The 2,813-nt window shown below is 33.7% G+C and carries 4 protein-coding genes; 1 reads left to right on the forward strand and 3 read right to left on the reverse strand.

Annotated elements, in window-relative coordinates; translation table 11 throughout:
• A partial coding sequence (locus MR593_RS06205; RefSeq protein WP_290690915.1) for an urea carboxylase-associated family protein occupies nt 1–501 on the forward strand: 501 nt, incomplete at its 5' end.
• Between the two features lie 46 nt (nt 502–547).
• Here the strand turns inward: MR593_RS06205 and MR593_RS06210 are convergent.
• The 3 genes from MR593_RS06210 to MR593_RS06220 all read right to left on the reverse strand — a co-directional run.
• The gene (locus MR593_RS06210; RefSeq protein ID WP_290690917.1) at nt 548–1,318 is read right to left on the reverse strand and encodes a formate/nitrite transporter family protein; all 771 of its coding nucleotides are present in this window, start codon (nt 1,316–1,318) and stop codon (nt 548–550) included.
• Nucleotides 1,319–1,583: 265 nt separating this feature from the next.
• Nucleotides 1,584–2,348: a hypothetical protein gene (locus tag MR593_RS06215; protein WP_290690919.1), complete on the reverse strand. Its 765-nt coding sequence runs from the start codon at nt 2,346–2,348 to the stop codon at nt 1,584–1,586.
• Nucleotides 2,349–2,450: 102 nt separating this feature from the next.
• The coding region (locus MR593_RS06220; RefSeq protein WP_290690920.1) for a hypothetical protein at nt 2,451–2,813 on the reverse strand (363 nt) is incomplete at its 5' end.

Here is a 2,813-nt window from a genome sequence, read left to right on the forward strand (position 1 = left end):
ATTGAAGGAACACAAGTAGTTGATTTTTTCGCAGAAGCAAAAGAAACTCCAGACGAATTTCTGTCTACAGGTGTTACAATCGATTGCAATGAATCTTTGAAATTAAAGGTTGGAGGTTTAATATACTCTAATCTCTACAAACCGATGTTTGAAATTTTATCAGACGATGTCGGTGAGCACGACTTATTACATCCATGTTGTCGTACCGAAATGTACGATTTTTTCTACAACAATGGAAACGGTCATTCAAACTGCTTAGAAAATATAAACAACAGCCTAAATAGCAACAGACCTATTATACATCCAGTTAATTTCTTCATGTACACTAAAATTAACGCAGATGGAAGTATTTCCGTAGAAAAACCGATTTCAAAACCTGGAGATAAAGTAGTATTAAGAGCACTGATGGATGTACGTATAGGGGCTGCTGCATGTAGCGTTTCTGAAAGCAACTGCAACGGCGGCAAATGCTCTCCTATAAAAATAATAGTGAGTGAATAAATATCCGTACCTAAGAAATTACTCTTAGGTACAGTTATTTTCAAACCTATTTATCCTTTCCGCTAGACAATAAATAAGTCCCTGCTCCTAAAAACAGAACTCCACCTACTACATTTCCAAGCGTCACGAAAAATAAATTGTAAATCATTCCACCCAAAGTAACAGCAGTCGAATTTGAGATTACGCACACTAAAAACGTAGCCATATTAGCTATACAATGCTCAAACCCACTCGTTACAAAAGCAAACAAGCTCAAAAATACTATTATCAGCCTAGAAGTTTCGTCCTTCAATTTGTAAGCCGCCAAAACACCAGCGCAGACTAATATATTACACAAAACTCCTCTAAAAAACAGCTGATACGCCTCTGGTGAAACCTTAGACAAAGCACTATACTCAAAGTACATCAGTGTAGAATCCTTAAAAAGCCCAGTTCCTATAAACAAACTAGCTACTAACAAAGCTCCTAAGAAATTCCCAAGATAGCTGTATCCAAGCACCTTTAAAGTGTCTCTTTTAGTGGCTTCTCCTGCCATAGCTCCTACCGTCATGACCATGTTGTTGCTTGTAAATAGCTCATTTCCCAAAATTAAAATCAAGCTCAATGCCACGGAAAACGAAAGCCCTACAGCAATCTTCGTCATAGGTGAGTGCACCTGATACAACATTCCTCCGATTGTAAACACCAAAATAACACCTATTCCTACATAGATACCCGCAAACATAGCTGATACCAAGTATTTCAGCCTACTTTGGGCTAATAAATCGATCTTTGCTCTAGATTTTTTAGTCAATAAATTTACTGTGTCACTACTCATAATGTCTCCTCTATTCTCTTGTAAATTGTACTTTCCTAAATTAACATAATTCGATTTATTTTTCAATTCATTTTAAATTTTAAATTTAGGTAATTTCTTACAAACTTTCCACTACCTTAAATCCAATAACAAATACCCATAAAATAGCTACAAAAATCTCTTGAGAGAAAAAACATCCGCCCGCGCGCGCGCACGCGAGGTTTTTATATATAATAGATTTATTTAGTAGAAGAATCTTTGTTCGGGATTTTTATCCGATAAGGTTCTAGCTAGAATCCGTTTGGTTCGGATAAAAACCTGCCCCTTCTTGATATTTATCCGCATGATTTGGATAAAATTCCGCTATTTGTGAAGTTTTCTTCATTTTGCTCTGTGAAAAATCCGCTCTCCTCTGTGAAAGCTCCGACTTCTTCTGAGTTTTATCCGCGTGGTATTGATAAAATTCAATGCTTTGTGAAGTTTTCTTCATTTTGTTCTGAAAAAAATCCGTTTGCTTTTGAGATTCATCTATATTATTTTGAGTATCTTGAGTATTAGATTGAGAAATAACTTGATCATTTGCATCATTTATTTTCGTATCTTGAGTTGCCTTCGTATCTTGTTTATCTGTATTTTCTTGTTGTATTGTATTTGTAGGAATATTTTGATTTGTATCTTCTGATTTTGCTTCGTCTTTATTTTGTAAATCTTCTTCTGTTAACAGATCTGGATATATTAAATAAATATAATTATCTCCCAATCTGTAATATGAATATCCGCCCTTCTTTAAGATTTTTCGCTCCAAAATTTTGCACTCACACATTTTTCTAAGTCTCATATAAATAGCGTCTTTTTTCATATCTAAAATTGGGAAATCCTCCATTATTTTCTTGTAGTCTATCCAGTAGTACAGCTTGCCGTCTATTTCCTTCGAAATCATTTTTCCCGAATCCATAAAATCAACAAACCATCTAAGTATCAACATATCGCTTGATTTTAAACTAAATTTTACAAAACCATCTTGTAAAAATCCGTATATTTTATACTTCATAATTTTACACCCTCTGTAAGATAATTTTCATAAATTTATATACTATATAGTTCGCCATCAAGTGTTGAAATTCCTTGTTTTTTAGCATGTATATATTATTTTTTACTTTACTCTAATCCATTTATCTGAATCAATATCCTTTTTTAATACGCTTTCATACTGGTTATTACTTCTATAAATTGCAATCTCCTGGCAATCTTTATCAATAGGTATTTCAAATGTACTTTTTGCGCCTATGCTTCCATTTATACCGCCGAAAGCAGATATAAAATCAAGATAAATTTTTCCATCTTCTTGCTTATGGACATTTACTTTTCTTATAGAGCCTACAGAAGAACCTACTCCCACATCAATCTTCATGATAGATCCATCGTTAGAAATCGAATAGCTGCTGATAAATGTACTGCTATTTTTAGTAAATCCCGTTCCTATTAGCCATGTTCCAACAAGAATAATAATAAGACT

This window comes from Intestinibacter sp., from assembly GCF_022780145.1.
Classification (GTDB): domain Bacteria; phylum Bacillota; class Clostridia; order Peptostreptococcales; family Peptostreptococcaceae; genus Intestinibacter.

Bases quoted from the DNA above. Each gene is read 5' to 3' on its own strand.
- MR593_RS06210 (WP_290690917.1), bottom strand. From the start codon at position 1,318: ATGAGTAGTGACACAGTAAATTTATTGACTAAAAAATCTAGAGCAAAG.
- MR593_RS06215 (WP_290690919.1), bottom strand. From the start codon at position 2,348: ATGAAGTATAAAATATACGGATTTTTACAAGATGGTTTTGTAAAATTT.